10 protein-coding genes are annotated in these 20,093 nt (G+C 48.5%); 6 read left to right on the plus strand and 4 right to left on the minus strand.

Going from position 1 to position 20,093, the window contains the following annotated elements; all coding sequences use genetic code 11:
* Positions 1 to 88: 88 nt before the first annotated feature.
* Positions 89 to 3,406: a S41 family peptidase gene (locus KJS94_RS17210; protein ID WP_214449208.1), complete on the minus strand. Its 3,318-nt coding sequence runs from the start codon at positions 3,404 to 3,406 to the stop codon at positions 89 to 91.
* Between the two features lie 195 nt (positions 3,407 to 3,601).
* On the opposite strand from KJS94_RS17210, the gene KJS94_RS17215 reads away from it, so the two are divergent.
* Positions 3,602 to 4,078 carry a hypothetical protein gene (locus KJS94_RS17215; RefSeq protein ID WP_214449207.1) on the plus strand — a complete coding sequence of 159 codons (477 nt, stop codon included), beginning with the start codon at positions 3,602 to 3,604 and terminating at the stop codon, positions 4,076 to 4,078.
* 54 nt (positions 4,079 to 4,132) lie between these two features.
* Here the strand turns inward: KJS94_RS17215 and KJS94_RS17220 are convergent, their stop codons facing one another.
* Together KJS94_RS17220 and KJS94_RS17225 are read right to left on the minus strand one after the other, a co-directional pair.
* Positions 4,133 to 4,306, minus strand: coding sequence for a hypothetical protein (locus tag KJS94_RS17220; RefSeq protein ID WP_214449206.1), 174 nt, complete (start codon positions 4,304 to 4,306; stop codon positions 4,133 to 4,135).
* A gap of 15 nt (positions 4,307 to 4,321) precedes the next feature.
* Positions 4,322 to 5,341 carry a LacI family DNA-binding transcriptional regulator gene (locus KJS94_RS17225; RefSeq protein WP_214449205.1) on the minus strand — a complete coding sequence of 340 codons (1,020 nt, stop codon included), beginning with the start codon at positions 5,339 to 5,341 and terminating at the stop codon, positions 4,322 to 4,324.
* A 339-nt stretch (positions 5,342 to 5,680) separates the two neighbouring features.
* Between KJS94_RS17225 and KJS94_RS17230 the strand changes: the two genes are divergently transcribed.
* The 4 genes from KJS94_RS17230 (at position 5,681) to KJS94_RS17245 (ending at position 16,955) form a co-directional block, all read left to right on the plus strand.
* Positions 5,681 to 8,665, plus strand: coding sequence for a SusC/RagA family TonB-linked outer membrane protein (locus tag KJS94_RS17230; RefSeq protein WP_214449204.1), 2,985 nt, complete (start codon positions 5,681 to 5,683; stop codon positions 8,663 to 8,665).
* A gap of 19 nt (positions 8,666 to 8,684) precedes the next feature.
* The gene (locus KJS94_RS17235) at positions 8,685 to 10,220 is read left to right on the plus strand and encodes a RagB/SusD family nutrient uptake outer membrane protein (protein ID WP_214449203.1); all 1,536 of its coding nucleotides are present in this window, start codon (positions 8,685 to 8,687) and stop codon (positions 10,218 to 10,220) included.
* A 70-nt stretch (positions 10,221 to 10,290) separates the two neighbouring features.
* Complete coding sequence (locus KJS94_RS17240; protein WP_239804207.1) at positions 10,291 to 13,608, plus strand: VCBS repeat-containing protein; 3,318 nt, start codon at positions 10,291 to 10,293, stop codon at positions 13,606 to 13,608.
* Complete coding sequence (locus KJS94_RS17245) at positions 13,608 to 16,955, plus strand: VCBS repeat-containing protein (protein ID WP_214449202.1); 3,348 nt, start codon at positions 13,608 to 13,610, stop codon at positions 16,953 to 16,955. Before KJS94_RS17240 ends, KJS94_RS17245 begins: the two co-directional genes overlap by 1 nt.
* 22 nt (positions 16,956 to 16,977) lie before the next feature.
* Here the strand turns inward: KJS94_RS17245 and KJS94_RS17250 are convergent, their stop codons facing one another.
* Entirely contained in the window at positions 16,978 to 17,940 is a 963-nt protein-coding gene (locus KJS94_RS17250; RefSeq protein WP_214449201.1) for a GyrI-like domain-containing protein, read from the minus strand.
* 93 nt (positions 17,941 to 18,033) lie between these two features.
* Between KJS94_RS17250 and KJS94_RS17255 the strand changes: the two genes are divergently transcribed.
* Positions 18,034 to 20,079 (plus strand): kojibiose hydrolase, encoded by a 2,046-nt coding sequence (locus KJS94_RS17255; protein ID WP_239804208.1) that lies wholly within the window; start codon positions 18,034 to 18,036, stop codon positions 20,077 to 20,079.
* The last annotated feature ends 14 nt before the right edge of the window (positions 20,080 to 20,093 follow it).

Here is a 20,093-nt window from a genome sequence, read left to right on the forward strand (position 1 = left end):
TAACGGCGCCAGCCACAATGGCTTTTAGCTGCAGGCATAAAAAAGACCGGCATTGAAAACTGCCGGTCTTGAAATAGTTGCTTGAAGATCAGAATGCTTTTTTCTCCTTGCTTTTTTCCTCAATGGTTTTCAGCATTTCCTTCACGGCTGCTTCTATCTGGGCGTCCTTACCATTCAGGAATTCTTCATATGCCAGCGGCACCCTGATATCGGGTTCCAGTTGAAGGTTCTCTGTAGGCCTGTTCTCTTTACCAATGGTGGCAACCATCGGAATGCCAAAAACGATGGTGGGGTCGATCTGCTGTTCCCACCAAACTGCTGTACCGGTGCCGGGTACAGGCATGCCTATCAGTTTGCCTACGCCATTCTGCTTGTAGATGTAGGGGAAGATAAAGGCATCACTGTAGTTGCCCTCGCTCATCACCACACAACTGGGCTTGGCCCAGCGGCCCATGGGCTCGCCATCTTTCAGCCTGTTGCCCTGTGGTGCGAAGTCCAGGTAGCGCTTACCACTCAGGAACTGGTAGAGGTCGTCATGCAACCAACCGCCACCATTGAATCGGGTGTCTACAATAAGTGCTTCCTTGTCGAAATTCTTACCCAGTACGGCATCGAAAGTATTCCGGAAACTTCCGTCATTCATGCCCTGTACATGCACGTAACCAACCTTTCCGCCACTCAGTTTATTGACCATTTCATCCATTTTTTTAACCCATCTCTTGTACATCAGGTTGGCTTCTTCCCCGAAACTGATGGGCTTAACGGTTTCTTCCCAACGGGTATTGGTGGACGGATCGTAAAGACTCAGTAAGGTGTTCTTGTCAGCCTTCCTGTTCAGTAAGGCATTCCAGTCGTTGGTCGCGGTAATGGCCTCCCCGTCTATCTTTTCAATGATCACCCCGGGCTTCACCCTGCTGGTGGATTTATCCAGCGGGCCACCACCAATCACTTCTGAAACCTTCAACCCGTTGTCGACGGAACTTTCATCATAGAGCAAACCGAGAGCGGCAGTAGCGTCAGGATTCTGGGGCTGCGGTGAATAACGTCCACCGGTATGCGAAGCATTCAGTTCCCCAAGCAATTCACTCAGCAGTTCCTGGTAATCGTAGTTGTTAGAGATATGGGGCAGGAATTTGGCATATGATTGCTTGAGTCCAGCCCAGTCCAGCCCATGTAGTTTGGGGTCATAGAATTTTTTCTGTACCTGGCGCCAGGCATGATCGAAGATGTATTCCCTTTCCTTTTCCGCATTCAGCACCATCTCCCCATTGATGCCAACGGGTGTTACCTTACCGCTTTCGTCTACCTTCACCAGAGCGCCACGGTTGGTTACAAATAAGGATTTCCCATCCTTGCTCATTTCAATACCACTCGGCGTTCCACCCAGTTTGGCCAGGATCCTGGTTTCCCTGGTGCGGGGTTCGGTTACCCATAGGTCATATCCTTTTTCAAATGATGCGAGGTAATACAATTTGCTTCCATCGGATGATACTGCATAATCTGCAATGGAAGAGCTATTGATGGTCAGCCTTGCCACCCTGTTCTCGAGGTCATTCAACAGTGGTGTCCAGGATGGTTTGCTGACTGGTGCAGCATTGTTTGATTTGCTGTCTTTACCATTCTTGCTACCCTTGGTGTTGGCGACCGCATTGCTGGCAGCTTCCTTGGCCAGTTTTTCCTGCTCGGCTTTTTCCTTATCCTCCTTTTCCTTCAGAAGTGCGTATTCTTCCTTCGTTAGCTTAAATTTGTCATAAAGTTCCTGGTCCAGGAATCCAGCGTAGATATCTACCTCCCTGCTTCCCTGCATGGCTAAGGATTTCCTGCCTTCCTTGGCACTGGTCCAGAATATTGCCTTACCATCCATTCCCCATTTCAGGTTGCCCTGGCCGAAACCGCTTTTCATCGGGTGTTGGATGCCGTTAGAACCATCCGATTTGATCATGGCTGCATTGCCGGTGAACCAGTTGCCTTCACTATCATCGCTGATGATCCATTTCCCGTCCGGGCTCCAGTTGAAATCCCAGTCACCGTCACTGTAGGAGAAGTTCCTTCCTTCTGGTAACAGCGTCCTGGACTGTTTGGATGCGAGATTGTACACCTTTAGTATGTTGCGTTCCGCTACATAGGCGATTTCCTTTCCGTCAGGTGAGAACTTGGGCTGGAATTCTTCCTCTGCTGTGGCGATCAAAGGTTCTTCATTAACAATGGTCGCTGCATAGAAATAGGGTTCTTCCTTGCGGGTTATTGTCGCCCTGTAGATATCCCAGTTGTTGTTCCTTTCTGCGGCATAAACCAGGCTACGGCCATCGGGGCTCCATTGGACCATCCTTTCCTGTTGGGGGGTATTGGTGATACGCTTGGTCTGCGTGCCTTCCACACTGGTGACAAAGACCTCTCCCCTTGATACGAATGCGATCTCCTTCCCATTTGGCGACAGTTTGAATTGGGTCACATTGCCATTGATGGAAACGTTCTTCTCTACCCCGGCGCGACCATCGTTGAAGATCTGGATCTTTACCTTGGATGGCTGAGAGCCTTCTTTCAGCGTATATACCTCCCCGTTATAGGTAAAGCAAAGTGTGTTGTCCTTGCTAACGCTCAGGTGCCTTACAGGGTGCGTGGGGAAGTTGGTGAGTTGCTGCTCCGCCATGCGGTTAAGGACCGGTGTCTTGTATATGTTCTGGATGCCATTTTTCTCGCTCAGGTAGAAAACGAACTGGTCGTCTGCGCTGAATACAGGTTCCCTGTCTTCACCTTCATAGCCGCTGATCTTCCTGTAGTTGTTGCTGGCCTTGTCCATGATCCAGATATCCCGGGTCACGGAAGAATTATGGTGCTTGCGCAAGGCATCTTCATACCCTTTCCTGTCCTGGAATACGATATGCGTTCCCTTGCTGTTGTAGTGGGCGTTTTCCATTCCTGCAGAGGTCAGCAGAATATTCCTGCCGCCTTTGACGGGAACAGTGTAAAGGTTTTGGAAAAGCCTGGGGCTATAGAACCGGATATTCTTTTCCGGGATGTTACGTGCGCTACCGAAGATGACCTGTTGGTTATCTGGTGAAAAATCATAGGGGTAGTCTGGGGAGCTATGATGGGTCAAACGGGTTGGGGTTCCCCCCATTGCAGGCATGACGAAAACATCGAAGTTGCCATGGCGATCGGAAGCGAAGGCGATGGACTTGCCATCCCTGCTCCAGACAGGCATCATGTCATGTGCCTCATGGATGGTTAACGGGATGGCCACCCCGCCATTGGCGTCAACCCGGTAAATATCCCCCTTGTAGCCGAAGGCGATCGTTTTACCATCGGGGCTGATGGCCGGGTAACGCAGCCATAATGGTTCATCCTGTGCTTTCAACCCTGTAAGGCTGGTGGCCAGGAGTAATGTGGTGAATAGTATTCTCATATGTGTTCAATTGAAGGTATACTAAAGTTAATGGCAACAAGGGCTTCCTGCGCCCTGAGTTGCACCAGCGTACGGAAATTGGTATGAACGGGAAAGGGCCCTGAATGTTCGCGGCCAAATGGGCTAATTCCGGGCAAACTTCAACAATATTGTCCCGCATTGCGACAGTTGCCGAAATTCAGGTAAAATTTCTTTATGGCATATCCAAATATACAATTGATCGAAGCGCTGAGGGAAACCGCTACAAGGTTGAGGAACGGGGCATATTACGCCTGGGGCCACCACGGAGGATGCAACTGTGGCAACCTTTTGCAGGTAGTGACCCACCTGACGAAGGAGGAGATTGTTTCCTATGCCCATACCGGGGCCGGTGAATGGACGGAGATTGCTGAAGAATACTGCGGGGTGACGAATGCTCCCCTCTACCTGCTGATGTCAAAGCTGGAGCAACTGGGGTTGACCCCTACTGATATCCATAACATCGAATACCTGGAAGACAGGGAGGTGCTGGCTGCCTTGCCGGGAGGTTTCCGTTGGTTAAAGCGCAATGTAAGGGAAGATGTGGTGGCGTACTTCGAGGCATTCGCCAATGTTTTGGAAGATAAGTTTTTGCAACAGATTCCCTTACCCGAAGAAGTATTGCATCCGGTTGGGGAAGAACAATTCGTTTGAGGCAGAAGGTTTAGTGAGAAGAATGGAAATGATCCCTTTCCGGATGGAAGGGGATCATTTTTTTGGCAGGAACAGGGCGTAATAGATGACATAGAGCCAGCCCAGGAAGCCATGGATGATCGCCCAAAGGACGGATTTGTTCCTGGACCAGCTGATGACGATAGCAATAATGCTTCCAAGGCCCACACCTCCAAAAAGGCCGCCGTTGTTGATGTCTAATAATGTCATGGTTTAAGATTTAGGTTATGGGAATTGCTGGTCTTCCTTTCGGTTGTGGACCAACGTAACGTCAATATAATGGGTGTCCGGCAGGATGGGCATTTTCATGATCAGTTCAAACAGCAGCCCGGCTGCGGTCTTGCCAAGGTCGTACCCTGAGGTTTTCACATAGGGGATATAGAAGGGAATGGATTGTGGCAGCCATCCATCACTAAAGGCCACTACCTTAAGCTGGTCAGGTATCCTGAATCCTATCTCATAGGCCGCCTGCACTACCCCTAGCAGGATCTCGTCGCTCATGGCAAAAAGGGCATCGGGTGGGTTATCGGATTGCATCAGGCCGATAAGGGTAGTCCGGGCAGCCTCACTTGAATCGACAATAATGCAGTTATTCTCGGGGGCCTGGATATGGTGGGCGGCCAGGGCCTGGTTGAAGCCTTTGATCCGGTCTTCTGAAATGGACAGTCGCTCATCAGCAAAAAAGCCGACCAGCCTCCTGGGGTTGGGGATGGTTTGCAAAAGGTGACCGATGGCTATTTCCGTTGCTTTTTCGCCGGGCATTACCACTTTATGGGCAACACTGTTGGGGACCACTTTGTCGAAATAGACTATCGGTGTTTCAGAGGCTTCCAGTTCCTGGAAGTGTTCTATGTCCGTGCTTTGCCGGGAAAGGGAAACCAGGATGCCGTCCACGCCCATATTGGCGCAGATCTCAGCGTTCTCAATTTCGCGGTCAATGCTGTCATTGGAATGGAGGACCAACAGGTTGTAGCCCCTGTCATGGGCAGCTTCCTCCACGGCCTTGATAACCGAAGGAAAAAAGAACTGGGCGATCTCAGGGATAATGAGCCCGATGGTATGGCTTTTACCCCTCCTGAGGTTGATGGCCAGGTGGTTGGGTTTGTAGCCCATTTTATCCGCCAGGGCCTTGATGGTCTCTTTTAGCTGGGCGCTCACATCGGGATGGTCGCGCAGGGCTCGGGAAACAGTGGACGGATTGATATTTAATCGTTTAGCTATATCCTTAATGGTGATTCTGGCCACAAAAAAAAATTTTATACATTCGTTTTTAAATATGTATTTTGTACACAACAATCGTTTGCACAACCGATTGCCCTAAACGGTAGCATAATAGTATAGAAAAAAACAGGAATTTGACCCCTGTTTCCGGTGAATCCTACAAAATAATGGGGATTATCGTAAGCAGCGTTTCAGGCCTAGCAACTGCCTGAACATATAGGTCTCTCCGGTTTGCGTTATGCTGGGTTGGCCAGGGGTTGTTCAGGTGGTTGCCTTAGTTTGTATGGTGAGTAGGGTATAATTAATGGGTCAGATATCTCAATTATAAACCGACAAGAAAACCAAAACCAAAACTTCACAATTATGATTGCTGCAATGCCACGTTGGGTAAGGCGCTTGAGTGCGTTCTTGCTATTGCTCTTTCTAGGTGCGGCCGTTCATGCTCAGGACAGGCTGATCACCGGTAAAATTTTCGATTCAAAAGACGGATCCCCCCTGGCAGGCGCTACGGTGACTGTAAAGGGTTCTACCAAAGGTGTTTCCACAGGAGCCGATGGTAGCTTTAAGTTAAGCGTTCCCGCCAGCGCCACTATGATCGTAGTGACCTCTGTTGGTTACGGAACACAGGAGATTGATATCTCCAACAAATCTGAAGTTGCAGTTAGCCTGGTTACTACCAATGCTGCTTTGAATGAAGTAGTAGTGGTAGGTTATGGTACTGCCAAGAAAAAGGACATCACCGGTTCGGTTGCTTCCGTAAAGGAAAAGGACTTCAACCGTGGTGTAATGACCGCTCCGGACCAGTTGATCCAGGGTAAGGTTGCTGGTGTTCAGATGTTGAACAACAGTGGACAGCCCGGTGGTGCAACTACTGTGCGTATCCGCGGTAACGCATCTGTTCGTGCCGGTAATACCCCGCTCTATGTAGTGGATGGTGTTCCCCTGGACAATAACAATGCCCGTGGTGCTGCCAGTTCTACTGGTATTGGTACTACTCCCGGTGCCAACCCGCTGAACTTCCTTAACCCAAATGACATTGCTTCAATGGATGTGTTGAAGGACGCCTCTGCCACTGCCATTTACGGTTCACGTGGTTCTAACGGTGTAATCCTGATCACTACCAAGCGTGGTCAGAGCGGTGAGCCATCCATCACCTTCAACACTTCATTTGGTGTAAGCTCCCTGATGAGGAGAATGGAAGTGCTGAATGCTGATGAATATCGCAACGCATTAAAGCTGTACAACCGTACCACCGGTGATTTCGGTGGTGATGTTGACGCTATGGATGCCATCACCCAGAACGGTTTCACCCAGAACTATAACCTTTCTATCTCCGGTGGTAATGATCGTGGTCGCTACCGCATCTCTGCCGGTTACCTGGACCAGGAAGGTATCGTTAGGGAATCTCGTTTCCGTAAGTACACAGCTGGCTTGTCTTCTAACTACAAGTTCCTGGAGAACAAGCGACTGGCTATTGACTTCAACGTGCTGACCTCACATAACATCGAGAACATTGCGCCTATCACCAATGATGCCGGTTTCCAGGGTAACCTGATCGCGCAGGCATTGCAGTGGAACCCTACACACCCGCTCCGTAAGCCTGATGGTTCTACCTGGGTGAACAACCAGATCGGTGCTACCACCGTAAACCCTGTAGCCATGCTGGAAGCCTATGATGACGTTTCCAATCTGACCAACGTCCTGGCTAGCATTGCTCCTTCTTATAAGTTTACCAATGACCTGGAGTTCAAAATGCTGTATAGTGTGCGTTATGCTACCGGTCATCGTGAGCAGGAAGTGAAAAGGTGGTTGAATATCCAGAATATCGAGAACCGTGGTCTGGCTGCGATTGGTAACAACCAGTTGTTGACCCAGCAGTGGACCAACACCCTTAGCTACAACAAGACCTTCAAGAATGACCTCTCCCTGAATGCAGTAGTAGGTTATGAATACATGAAGTTCGATAACCAGGGAGACTTTATTGCTGCCCAGGATTTCGTAGACAATGGATTGAAGTATACTGACTTCCTCCAGTACTCTACCAACAACAGCAGGTTCATTACTTCCTATGCTGATCCTACCAGCGAATTGCAGTCTTATTTTGGTCGTGCTGTATTGAACTATGCCAATAAGTATGCTTTCACTGCAACTTTCCGTGCTGACGGTTCAAGTAAATTCGGTGAGAACAACAAATATGGTTATTTCCCTTCATTCGGTGCCAAGTGGACCATCAGCAACGAGTCTTTCCTGCAAGGTAGCAGTGCGGTTAACAACCTGGCCTTGCGTGCAGGTTGGGGTATCACCGGTAACCAGGAATTCCCTGCAGGTGCCTCCCTTACCCGTTACCGCTTTACAGGTCCAGGTGCTTCTGAAAGGACCAACTTTGGTAATAAGAACCTGAAGTGGGAAACCTCTACCACCATCAACTTCGGTCTTGATTTCGGTTTCGCCAACGATCGTATCTATGGTAGTGTTGACTTCTTCCATAAGAACACTGAGGATATCCTGTTTGAGCAATTCATTGCCCAGCCTGGTCCTGCCGGTAACGCCAAATATTGGGTTAACCTGCCGGGTGAGCTGATCAACAAGGGTGTTGAATTGGCCCTGAATGGCGCTATCATCAGGAAGAAGGACATGAACTGGAACCTGGGTGTAGTTGCGACTTTCCTGGACAACAACCTGACCAATTTCGGTGCCCAGATCATTGAAACTGGTTCACTGAGCGGCCAGGGTCTGAGCGGTGCCACTGCCCAGCGCCTGGTGAACAACCAGCCCCTGAACGTGTACTACCTGCGTGTGTGGGAAGGTATCGATAAGACCACCGGCCAGAGCATTTACAAGGATGGCGGTAACACGAGGTATTATGTTGGAAGCCCCAACCCCGATATCATTCTGGGTCTGAGCACCGACTTTACCTACAAGAAGTGGTCTGCTTATGTTAACATGAATGGCGCTTTTGGCCACTATATCTACAACAATACAGCTAACAGTGTAACTCCTCTTAGTAACTTGCCTACCAGGAATATCAGCAAGAACCTGATCGGTGGTGATGTTCTGGAAAGCACTTCCAACCCGCTTGCTCCATCTACACGTTATATGGAGAAGGGTGATTACATGAAGCTGGCAAACGCTACTATCACCTATAACATGGGATCAATCGGCAAGACTTTCCGTAATGTGACCTTCTCACTGACTGGCCAGAACCTGTTCGTGATCACAAATTACAGCGGATTTGACCCTGAGGTGAATACTGATAAGTCTGTAGGTGGTGTTCCTTCATTCGGTATCGAATACACTCCTTACCCTACCGCCAGGACCATCCTGTTCGGTGTAAACTTTACTTTATAATCGAAAACATTGTAGCTATATGAAGTTTAGAAACCTATTATTGCTAACCGGAATTTCATCCACAGTACTGTTTTCCTGTACCAAGCTGGATGAAACATTCAAAGACAGCCTTAGTGCTGTAGAAGAAGGAAATATTGACCCGCAGTCAATCCTTCAGGGTGCGTACAACGCACTTAACAATCCCTTCCAGGATCAGTCCCGTTTCTGGGCTGCCCAGCAACATACCTCCGATGAAACCATCGGCCCGACTAGGGGTGGTGACTGGGATGATAACGGTGTTTGGAGGGTATTGCACTCCCACAAGTGGGATGCTGACCACGGTTTCCTCCGTGATACCTACAGGGAACTGTTGCAGGCACAATACACCGCTACCAACGTATTGGAAATTTCTTCCTCCACAACTGCCCAGAAAGGTGAGGCCAGGTTCATCCGTGCACTTACCATGTTCGCTGTATTGGATGGCTGGGACCAGGTTCCTTACCGCGAAGGTGAGACCTTCCAGGATGTGACCATCCTTCCTGAGACAAAGAAAGGAGCAGAGTGTGCTGATTTCATCATTTCTGAGTTGGATAAGGCAATTGCTGAACTGCCTGCTAACAATCCTGTTACCAAAGCCAACAGGAATGCAGCCAAGGCGCTCAAGATGAAGTTGTTGTTGAACAAGCCGGTTTATGCTAACCGTGCCAACCCTGACTTCTCTACTGCAACTGCCCAGGCTGACCTGAATACTGTAATTACCTTGGCCAATGAGATTGAAGCAAGTGGCTACCAATTGCAGGATAACTATTTCGAGAACTTTGCCCCCAACAACTCTGCCATTTCCAAGGAGTTGATTTATGCCCTTGAGAATACTCCGGGTGTAAGGGGTGGTAACGTTCGTTCCCGCTGGTTCCTTGGTTTGCATTACAACCAGAACCCAAGTGGCTGGAATGGTTTTACAACTCTCGGTTCCTTCTATGACAAATTCACCGACGCTGATAAGCGCAAGACTTATGAGTATCCAGGAATCTTCAGTAAGGGTGGCGTAAAGAATGGTTTCCTTTTCGGTCAGCAGTTCGACCAGAACGGTGTAGCCCTGAAGGATCGTAATGGTGCGCCTCTTTCATTCACCCGTGAGGTTAAATTGACCGAGACCGATCCCAATACTCTTGAGGTAACCGGTATCCGCGTTATGAAGTATCCTATTGATTATGTGAGCGGTGACCAGTCAGATAACGAATATGTTATCTTCCGTTTGGCAGATGTGATCCTGATGAAGGCTGAAGCATTGTTGCGTACAGGTAAGGCTGGAGATGCTGCTACCGAGGTATCTAAGATCAGGACCAAGCGCGGCCTGGCTGCTATTACCACCATTACAGAAGATCAACTGCTTGATGAGCGTGGTCGTGAACTGTACTGGGAAGGCTGGAGAAGGAATGACCTGATCCGTTTCAAGAAGTTCCTGACCGCATGGGAAGAGAAACCTGCCGGTACTGATACCAAGGTGCTGATATTCCCGATTCCTAATGAGCAGTTGGCAGTTAACCCCAACCTCACCCAGAATCCTGGCTACTAATAGTTAGTTCTTTTGAAAATAAAGAGGTCATTTGGCAACAAATGACCTCTTTTCTTTACTAGATTGTGCTATGATGAGAAAGTTGTTGTACCCGTTCTCAGTCGCTGTTTTCATGGCTTCCTGCAGTGGGTCGAAGGATAAGGCGGATGCCCTTTTCACGGAAATGAAGGGTACAGGTATCGCCTTCACTAACAAGGTTGAGAACAATAAGGATTTCAATATTTTCAGTTACCGTAATTTCTATAATGGAGGCGGCTGCGCCATCGGGGATATCAATAATGATGGATTGGCGGATGTATTCTTTACTGCCAATATGGGCAGCAATAAGCTCTACCTCAATAAGGGCAATTGGAAGTTTGAGGATATCTCGGAAAAGGCCGGGATAACCGAAAAGGAAAAGTGGAGTACCGGGGTAGTGATGGTGGATATCAATAATGATGGCTGGCTGGATATTTATGTTTGCAATGCCGGTTACCAAAAGGGGATGCGCCAGGAGAATGCCCTGTTCATCAATAACCATGACAATACCTTTACGGAAAAAGCCAGGGAATACGGTCTTGATAATGATGGTTATACCACACATGCCGCATTCTTTGATTATGACCTGGACGGTGACCTGGATTGCTATATCCTGAACAATAGTTTCATTCCCGTAAACACCCTGAATTATTCCAATAAACGGGAATTGCGCGCCAAGGATTGGCCGGTTGCCGACTTCCTGAAGGGCGGCGGTTCCTACCTGTTGAGGAACGACAATGGCAAGTTCGTGGATGTAAGTGAGGCTGCAGGGATCTATGGCAGTCTTATCAGCTTTGGGCTTGGCGTTACCGTTGGCGATGTGAACGGAGACCAATATCCCGATATTTATGTTTCCAACGATTTCTTCGAAAGGGACTATTTCTATATTAACCAGAAGGACGGGACTTTCCGCGATGAACTGGAAACCCAGATGCAGCACATCAGCCACTCTTCCATGGGTGCCGATATGGCCGATATCAATAACGATGGTTACCCGGATATTTTCGTTACGGAAATGCTCCCCGATGACGAGAAACGATTAAAAACGACTACCCTTTTCGAGAATATTGATGTGCAGCGACTGAAACAGAATTCCGGTTTCTACAACCAATTCATGCAAAATACCCTGCAGGTAAACAACCGCAACGGTAAATTCTTGGAGACAGCCTTCTACAGCGGCGTAGCTGCTTCCGATTGGAGCTGGGGAGGATTGATCTTTGATGCCGACAACGACAGCAAAAGTGACCTCTATGTCTGTAATGGTATCTACCACGATGTGACCGACCAGGACTTCATTGATTTCTTTGCCAATGAAGTGATCCAGAATATGGTGCTCACCGGGCAAAAGGAAGAAGTGGATAAGGTCATCAACAAGATGCCTTCACGACCGATCCCCAATAAGATGTTCAGGAATATGGGTGAGTTGCGATTTGAGGAAGTGGGTGGACAGTGGGGACTAGATATGCCTTCCTTCTCCAATGGTGCTGCCTATGGGGACCTGGATAACGATGGGGACCTCGACCTGGTGGTGAACAACGTAAACCAGGAAGCATTTGTATTCCGCAACCAGTCCAGCGAAAAACTGGGCAATAACTACCTGGCTGTAACGCTGAAAGGAAAGTCGCCAAACGGTTTTGCGATTGGCGCTGCCGTTAAAGTGTACCAGGGAGGGCAGGTCCTGACCCGTGAATTGATACCAACCCGTGGCTTCCAGTCCTCGGTCGATTATAAAATGGTGTTTGGCCTGGGCAAAGCACAGGTGGATTCAGTAGTGGTGATCTGGCCGGATCGCAGCTACACCAAAATGGTGCAGCCAGCCGTGAACAAGGTATTGAATATTGCCTGGCAGGAAGGGTTACCACGCTATGTGCCATCCGGGGCAAATGGCCCATCCATTTTTACTGTGGCCAATAACCCTGTATTTGAAGCGCAGAAGGAAGATGATTATGTAGACTTTTATGCCGAGCGAAATATCCCCATGATGTTGTCCAAGGAAGGTCCTAAGGTTGCCACGGGCGATATCAATGGGGATGGCCTTGAAGACCTGTATGTGTGTGGACCCAATGGCCAGGCAGGTCAATTCTACCTTCGTTCAGGGGAAGGTTGGACAAGGAAACTGATCCCTGAAATGCAGCAGCTTGCTGCATTTGAAGAAACCGCTGCCTTATTCTTTGATGCAGACAAGGATGGTGACCTGGACCTGTATATCGGTGCAGGGGGGAATAACAAACTACCCAACAGCCCAGAACTTCAACATCGCTTATACATCAACGATAGTAAAGGGAATTTTACCCTGAAGAAAGCCGCCTTCCCTGCCAACAACATGAATATCTCGGTTGCGGTGGCCGGCGATGTGGATGGTGATGGTGACCAGGACCTGTTCATTGGTGCCCGTTCTGTTCCTTACCAGTATGGCAATATCCCTACCAGTTACCTGATGATCAATGACGGCAGCGGCCAGTTTTCGGAACAAGCCGATCAGTGGCATCCTGACCTGAAGAGATCAGGTATGGTAACCGGTGCTGCATGGGCAGATATGGATGGTGACAGAGTGAATGACCTCGTGGTGGTAGGCGAGTGGATGGAGCCTTCTGTTTTCCTTGTTAAAAAGGGAAAGATGGTAAAGGCCCAAACCGGTCTGGAAGGAAAGTTTGGCTGGTGGCAGACGGTGGAACTGGCCGACCTTGACAAAGATGGAGACCAGGATATGGTATTAGGAAATATCGGCAAGAACTTTTACCTGCAACCCGACTCGCTCAACCCCGTTAAACTCTGGATGAATGATTTTGATGCGAATGGAAGTCTTGAAAAGATATTCACCCGAACTGTAAAGGGCCGGGATATGCCGGTCTTCATGAAAAGGGAACTGACCGACCAGATCCCTTCCCTGAAGAAACAAAACCTCCGTCACGAACAATACGCCGATAAGGCAATACAAGACTTGTTTACTGAAACAGAATTGAAAAAGGCAAGGATATCCCTATTCAATATTGCATTATCTGGGATTGCCTGGAACGACGGGAAGGCCGGATTCAGGTTCGAACCTTTGCCTTATATGTCGCAGTTGAGTTCGGTGAATGCCATAGCCATCGCTGATGTCAACCAGGATGGTTTCGGTGATATTGTATTGGGTGGTAATAACCACGCCTTGCTGCCCCAGTTCTGCATGATAGATGCCGGATTCGGTGACCTGCTCCTGAATAGGTCTGGTAAAGGCTTTGAATGGGTGGAAAATAAGAAGAGTGGCATCCAGGTGGATGGCATTGTAAGGGACATAGTAGCCATTAAAAAGGACAATGGCATTGACCTGTTGTTCTTCAGGAATAACAATACCCCAGTTTACCTCAGTACTGCAAAAAAGGCTAAGTGATGAAGAGAAGTTTTTCCAATGGCAGGGTGTTTTCGGGAACCATTATGCTGACAGGATTTTTAATGGTCCTGGCTTGCGCTTGCAACAAGGGAAAGGAAGCTGCTCCCGTCTTTTCCATGCTGAGGGCAGAACGAACTGGCCTTGATTTCGCGAATAACCTTCAATCCACCCCGGATTTCAACATGTTCAAGTACATGTATTTCTACAACGGGGCAGGGGTAGGTGCCGGGGATTTCAATAATGATGGCCGCATAGATGTGTTTTTCGCCTCCAACCAGGGGAGGAACAGGTTGTTCCTAAACGATGGAGGTTTGCAGTTCAAGGATGTTACCGAAAAAGCTGGTATCCCTGATGATGGGGCATGGTCTACAGGGGTATCTGTAGTGGACATCAACGACGATGGCCTGCTCGATATTTATGTTTGCAGGGTTGGCCAGTATGAAGTGCTGAAAGGAAAGAACCAGTTATTGGTTTGCACGGGCATCAAAGATGGTGTGCCTGTCTTTGAAGACCGGGCAGCAGTATATGGCGTGGATTTTTCCGGGTTCAGTACCCAGGCAGCTTTTTTCGATCATGACCTTGACGGCGACCTGGACATGTACCTCATGAACCACTCTGTTCACCACAATGGCACATTTGGCGAGCGCAAGAACTTCCTAGGGACTTCGCATCCCTTATCAGGGGATAAATTCTTCCGGAATGATAATGGTCGCTTTAAGGAAGTAACCAATGAGGTGGGTATCAATAGTTCTGTGATCGGTTATGGTTTAGGGATCGCTATTTCCGATATCAATGCAGATGGCTATCCCGATATTTATATCGGCAATGATTTCCATGAGAACGACTACCTCTATATCAATCAGGGCGATGGGACATTCAAGGATGAATTGACCTCAAGGATCCGCCATACTTCACAGTTTTCGATGGGGGTGGATATTGCAGACATCAATAATGATGCGGCACCGGAGATCATCACCATGGATATGTTGCCGGAGGATCCCTATATCCTCCGCCGTTCCCTGGGCGAGGATGAGTATAACCTTTTCCAGATGAAGGTCCGCTATGGGTATAACCACCAATATGCCCGCAATAACCTACAACTTAATGATGGATTGGGCCAATTCAGGGAAACCGGCCTGTACAGTGGAGTATATGCCACAGACTGGTCATGGTCGCCACTTTGGCTGGACTTTGACAATGATGGCCAGAAGGATTTGTTTGTGTCCAATGGTATTCCGAAACGGTTGAATGATATCGACTACGTGAATTATGTATCTAACGAGGAAGTGCAATCGAAGATCAGGGAGGGCAAGATGGGGGAAAAGGAAATGGCGCTGATTGATAAATTCCCGCAGATCAAATTACCCAACCGGTTCTTTCTGAACAGGGGGGAGGCTCGATTTGAAGATGTTACAGCGTCGATCGGTAACAACCTCGACAGCTACTCGAATGGAGCCGCTTATGCTGACTTTGATAATGATGGGGATGTTGATGTGGTTGTCAATAATATTGATGATAAGGTATTCCTGTATGAGAACCATAGCAGTAACAAGGGGAAAGTAAACTGGCTGGACATCCAATTGAAAGGGCCTGCCGGTAACAATAAGGCCATTGGCGCAATGGCAGTTGCCTATACGTCAAAGGGGATCCAGACCCTGGAAAAATTTCCTGTGCGTGGATTCCAATCCAGCATGGAGGTTCCCCTTCACCTGGGTCTAGGTACCGCAACCCTTGATTCCCTATTGCTGGTTTGGCCGGATAATACCTATGAGAAGGTCCGGTTGAAGGATAGTACAGGGAATTTGTCTGTCACCTACCGCAAAGGCTTACCAGTCTTCGATAGAAAGGCCTTGCTTCAACGGATCGAATATAGTCGCATCGGGTATTCAGATGAAACCCTCGCTTCGGGTATTGCTTTCAATCATACCGAGAACCTGTTCGTGGAATTCAACCGCGAACCCCTGATCCCGCGCATGTTGTCGAAGGAAGGGCCGGCTGTTGCCAGCGGGGACCTCAATGGTGATGGACTGGATGACCTTTTCCTGGGTAATGCACGCAATGCCATAGCAGCAATTTACCTGCAGCAGCCGGATGGGAAGTTTACACTGTCAATGCAGCCGGTATTGAATGCCGATAGTGCCTATGAAGATGTAGATGCCGTAATGCTTGATATCAATGGTGACAAGGCCAATGACCTGGTGGTGGTGAGTGGAGGAAATGAGTTCTATGGTAAGGATTCCCTGATGCAACCCCGCGCCTACCTTAATGATGGTAAGGGGAAACTCTCCAAATTGCCTGAAGCATTCAAAGGCATATTCCTGACGGGTTCATGTATAGCCCCCCATGATGTAAATGGTGATGGTGCTATTGACCTATTCATTGGTGCACGTGCTGTTCCATTTGAGTATGGGGTGATCCCAACCTCCTACCTGTTGCTGAATGATGGCAAAGGGAAATTTACTATTGCGCCTCCCGTCTTATCAGCCGCCTTCAACCAGCTTGGCCTGGTGAAGCAGGCAAGGTGGGTGGACCTCGATGGTGACAAGGATAAGGACCTGCTGCTTGCCCTGGAATGGGATGGCATCATAGCCTTAATGAATGAGGGAGGAAAGTTTGCACGAAAAGTGCTTAGTGGACAAAGTGGCTGGTGGAATACGGTGGATGCAGTTGACCTCGATAATGATGGCGACCTGGATATTGTAGCCGGCAACCTGGGGTTGAACAGCAGGCTAAAGGCGAATGCTAAGGAGCCGGTTCGACTATACGTCAATGATTTTGATGGTAATGGCAAGAAGGAGCAGGTGCTCACTTATTACCTTCATGGACAAGAGTTGCCCTTTGCGAATAAGGCTGACCTGGAGAAACAAATGCCATTGCTGAAGAAGAAATTCCTGTATGCAGGGGATTTTGCGAAGGCCAGCCTGGAAGAGGTTTTTGGAGCCGACAAACTGAAGTCATCCCAAAAACTTGAGGCGAATAATTTTAGCAGCATGGTATTGCTGAACAATGGGTCGAAGGGGTATGTAGAAATTCCTTTGCCCTGGAAAGCCCAGCTGTCACCATTGATGACCATAGCGGTCATGGATGTGAACGGTGACGGTCTTCCTGATATCCTGCCCGGGTTCAACTTCTATGAGAATACCATCCAGATGGGTCGAAATGATGCCGATTTTGGAGGGGTGTTGATGAATAAGGGAAAGGGCAGGTTTGATTATGTAGAATGGAATGGCGCCCCAATAGAAGGGGAGATCAGGCGGATAGTACCTGTAAGGTTAAAGTCAGGGGAAACAATCCTGGTCTATGCCAGGAATAATGGACCAGTAAGCATAATAAAGCCGGGTAAATAAAACCCGGCTTTTTTCATGCCCGTCAATATACGGGATAACAAACTTCAAGGTCTACTGTATCGCCTGGACTGAACCCATATCCTTTTGTTTTGAATCTTTCAAATGGGATCGCCATGCTTACCAGGGAGTAATCGCGCTTGAAATCTTCAAGTGCCTTATACACTGCATCTACCTTACCATAAGGGCCACGGTAAGTAGCGATCAATAAATTCTTTCCCATCGGCATCATCTTATACCTGATCTCATCATCCGGTTGTACAAGGACCCGGCTATTAACGGCTATGCTGGCAAAGAGTTTGGTGCTGCCTTCACCTGCCGGTTCCTTATAGAATATCCGGGTGCCATTGTACTTTGCATTTTTCTCCCTTGCAAAGGCCAACAGTGTATCGTAAAGTGCAATTTGGCCGGCTTTGATGTCGCCGGTAGGGACGGTTTTACTGGCATAGAGGTAGGCAGTGTCCACCACCTTGCCCAATTCTATTTTGTAACCATAGAACCGTTCCGTGCGATTGGTATAATCATGGAAATTATCAATGCTGTTAATAGCATATTGTTCAAGTGGGGTAAAGGATCCTGCAATCATTTTCCATAGGGAAGACCTGAACTGCAGGATAACCTTGCAGGCTTGTGCATTGGCTATTTCGGGTTCTACCCCAATACTAAAGGAAAGTTTCTCCTTATTGTTGGTGAAAGAATATTGCGTGATTACAGCATTGCTGGACTCAAGACTTAGGGTATACCCATCCCACTTCAAGCCGGCCTTGGGTTTATAGACCCGCTCCACTTCCCCCTGGTCCTGGACGGTAAATGGCAGGAACCATTTTTGCAGCTGGTTGGGGTAGATGACCAGTTCGGTGGTTTTGACAATCGCAAACGGGACGTCTATGGTTTTGGAATAGGTAAATGGAATGAAGAAAACGATTGCGGTGGATAACAAAATGCCCAGTGCCAGCAGCAATAACGGTTTCTTCCTTGATTTCATCATATATCTTACAGTTGGTTTTTATCAATTGGTAAATTTATCATTCCATCAGATAACATGACCAGGTTTCCATGAATTAGCTCAAATAATCTTATTATGAAAAAGAAGTTTAACGTTTTACTGTTGCTCCTGGTTTGGCAATGCTGGGCGGGCCCTGCCCATTCCCAGGCGATAGACCCATGGGTAATAGAAGCCCGCAATATTGATCCATCCAACTACTATGGTATTACCGTTGCCAATGGCATGATCGGGATCGTTTCTTCCCCTGAACCATTCAAGGTAAAGGATGTGGTGCTGGCCGGCGCTTACGACCAGTATGGCAGGGGCAGGGTGAGTAATTTCCTCCGGAGCTTCAATCTCCTGAACATGACCCTGGATATCGATGGCAGGCGAATGGATGCAAGGTCAGCTACCAATTTCCGCCAGTCGCTGGATATGCGGAAGGCTGCTTTCACTGCATCCTTCGATTATGCCGACAAGGCAACGGTGAGTTATACCTATTATTCCCTTCGGCATTTGCCCTTCACGGTATTGATGGATGTTGCTATAACGCCAAAGAAGGATATCGCCATCCATGCGGCCAGTATCATGGAAGCGCCGGATGCATTAAGGGATGTGCAGAATTACTACAATGAGATCGACCGCCCGCATGTGGTGCTGAGCCTGCTGACTTCCTCTGCAAAAAGCCCTACGGGTAAATTATTGATGTGTGCTTCCAATACCTTTCTATTTGAGGAACACCATGGGGAAGAGCCAAGGGTGATCCATGAGATGTGGGACAATAATATGCACCTGGTGAAATTTGCCAAGAAGTTAAAGGCCGGCCAGACCTATCGTTTTGCCGTAGCCGGTTCTTCCATTACCTCCGCCCACCACGATGATCCTTTGAATGAAGCAGAGCGCCTGACCATTTATGCCAAACTGGAAGGCCGTGACAGGTTGTTGCAGTTCCACCAAAAAGCCTGGGATGAATTATGGAAAAGTGACATCACCATTGGTGGTGATGAACAGGCCCAGCAGGACATCCATAGCATGTTATACCATCTTTACTCTTTCACAAGGGAAGGAACGGCTAATTCCCCCTCACCCATGGGCTTGAGTGGTTTAGGTTATAATGGGCATGTGTTCTGGGATACCGAATTGTGGATGTACCCTGCAGTATTGTTGATGCATCCGGAGCTGGCCAAAAGCATGGTGGAGTACAGGTTTCAGCGACTGGACGCCGCCAAGCGCAATGCTTTCTCAAAAGGGTTCAAAGGCGCCATGTTCCCCTGGGAAAGTGCGGAGACCGGGGTGGAAGAAACCCCTGTTTGGGCGCTTAGTGGTCCATTTGAGCACCATATCACGGCCTGTGTGGCGATCGCTGCCTGGAATTACTATTGTGTAACACAGGACAAGCAATGGCTCAGGGACAGGGGCTGGCCTATTTTATCAGCTACCGCTGATTTTTGGGCCAGCAGGGTGGAAAGGAATGGCTCGGGTAAGTATGATATCAAAAATGTCGTAGCTGCTGATGAGTGGGCAGAGAACGTTGATAATAACGCCTTCACTAATGCAGCTGCAAAAGCCAACCTCTCTTACGCCACTGAAGCGGCCAAACTATTGGGTCTGGCACCTGATCCTGATTGGATGGTGGTGGCCAGCAATATCCCCATCCTTAAATTCCCTGATGGGGTAACGCGTGAACACGCCACTTACAATGGTGAAGGGATCAAGCAGGCAGATGTCAACCTGTTGTCTTATCCTTTGAAGGAAGTCACTGATCCCAAGGCTGTCAGGAAGGATCTTGAATATTATGAGCAAAGGGTTCCGAATGAAGGTACGCCGGCTATGACGCAGGCGGTGTTCACAACACTCTATGCCAGGTTAGGTGACCAGGAGAAGGCCTATTACTGGTTCAAGGATTCCTACCTGCCCAACCTGAATGCACCCTTCCGGGTGATCGCTGAGACAAAGGGCGGCACGAACCCTTATTTTGCGACAGGGGCAGGTGGTATCATCCAAAGTGTATTGATGGGTTTTGGTGGATTGGAGATCACCCCAAAAGGAGTGGTGCAAACCAAATCTGTATTGCCTAAGCACTGGAAAAGCCTTACTATAACAGGTGTTGGGCCTGAAAAGAAAACCTTTACGGTCAAATAGTTGTAGATTGAAAA

The sequence above is a fragment of the Flavihumibacter rivuli genome (genome assembly GCF_018595685.2).
Taxonomy (GTDB): domain Bacteria; phylum Bacteroidota; class Bacteroidia; order Chitinophagales; family Chitinophagaceae; genus Flavihumibacter; species Flavihumibacter rivuli.

Excerpts from the sequence above, each read along its gene's own strand:
- KJS94_RS17215 (WP_214449207.1), top strand. The coding sequence starts at position 3,602 with ATGGCATATCCAAATATACAATTGATCGAAGCGCTGAGGGAAACCGCT.
- KJS94_RS17230 (WP_214449204.1), top strand. The coding sequence starts at position 5,681 with ATGATTGCTGCAATGCCACGTTGGGTAAGGCGCTTGAGTGCGTTCTTG.
- KJS94_RS17250 (WP_214449201.1), bottom strand. The coding sequence starts at position 17,940 with ATGATGAAATCAAGGAAGAAACCGTTATTGCTGCTGGCACTGGGCATT.
- KJS94_RS17245 (WP_214449202.1), top strand. The coding sequence starts at position 13,608 with ATGAAGAGAAGTTTTTCCAATGGCAGGGTGTTTTCGGGAACCATTATG.
- KJS94_RS17210 (WP_214449208.1), bottom strand. The coding sequence starts at position 3,406 with ATGAGAATACTATTCACCACATTACTCCTGGCCACCAGCCTTACAGGG.
- KJS94_RS17255 (WP_239804208.1), top strand. The coding sequence starts at position 18,034 with ATGAAAAAGAAGTTTAACGTTTTACTGTTGCTCCTGGTTTGGCAATGC.
- KJS94_RS17220 (WP_214449206.1), bottom strand. The coding sequence starts at position 4,306 with ATGACATTATTAGACATCAACAACGGCGGCCTTTTTGGAGGTGTGGGC.
- KJS94_RS17235 (WP_214449203.1), top strand. The coding sequence starts at position 8,685 with ATGAAGTTTAGAAACCTATTATTGCTAACCGGAATTTCATCCACAGTA.
- KJS94_RS17240 (WP_239804207.1), top strand. The coding sequence starts at position 10,291 with ATGATGAGAAAGTTGTTGTACCCGTTCTCAGTCGCTGTTTTCATGGCT.